Annotated in this window: 1 tRNA gene and 1 rRNA gene; both read right to left on the bottom strand. The window is 54.8% G+C overall.

Annotated features, from left to right (window positions below):
- Positions 1-81, bottom strand: a 5S ribosomal RNA gene (rrf, locus tag OGY72_RS00020); the annotation flags it as partial.
- Between the two features lie 38 nt (positions 82-119).
- Positions 120-195, bottom strand: a tRNA-Thr gene (locus tag OGY72_RS00015).
- Between the last annotated feature and the right edge of the window lie 86 nt (positions 196-281).

Genomic DNA, 281 nt, shown 5'->3' with positions numbered 1-281 from the left:
CACACTACCATCGGCGCTACGGCGTTTCACTTCTGAGTTCGGCATGGGGTCAGGTGGGACCACCGCGCTACAGCCGCCAGACAAATTCTTTTCTAAGTGCCGAACTTTAACCGAAAAACTGGTGCTGATACCCAGAGTCGAACTGGGGACCTCACCCTTACCAAGGGTGCGCTCTACCAACTGAGCCATATCAGCACACTAAATTTGATGCCTGGCAGTTCCCTACTCTCGCATGGGGAGACCCCACACTACCATCGGCGCTACGGCGTTTCACTTCTGAG

This window comes from Citrobacter sp. Cpo221, from assembly GCF_030332345.1.
Lineage (GTDB): Bacteria > Pseudomonadota > Gammaproteobacteria > Enterobacterales > Enterobacteriaceae > Citrobacter > Citrobacter portucalensis.
This window is presented reverse-complemented; position numbering and strand designations above follow the sequence as displayed.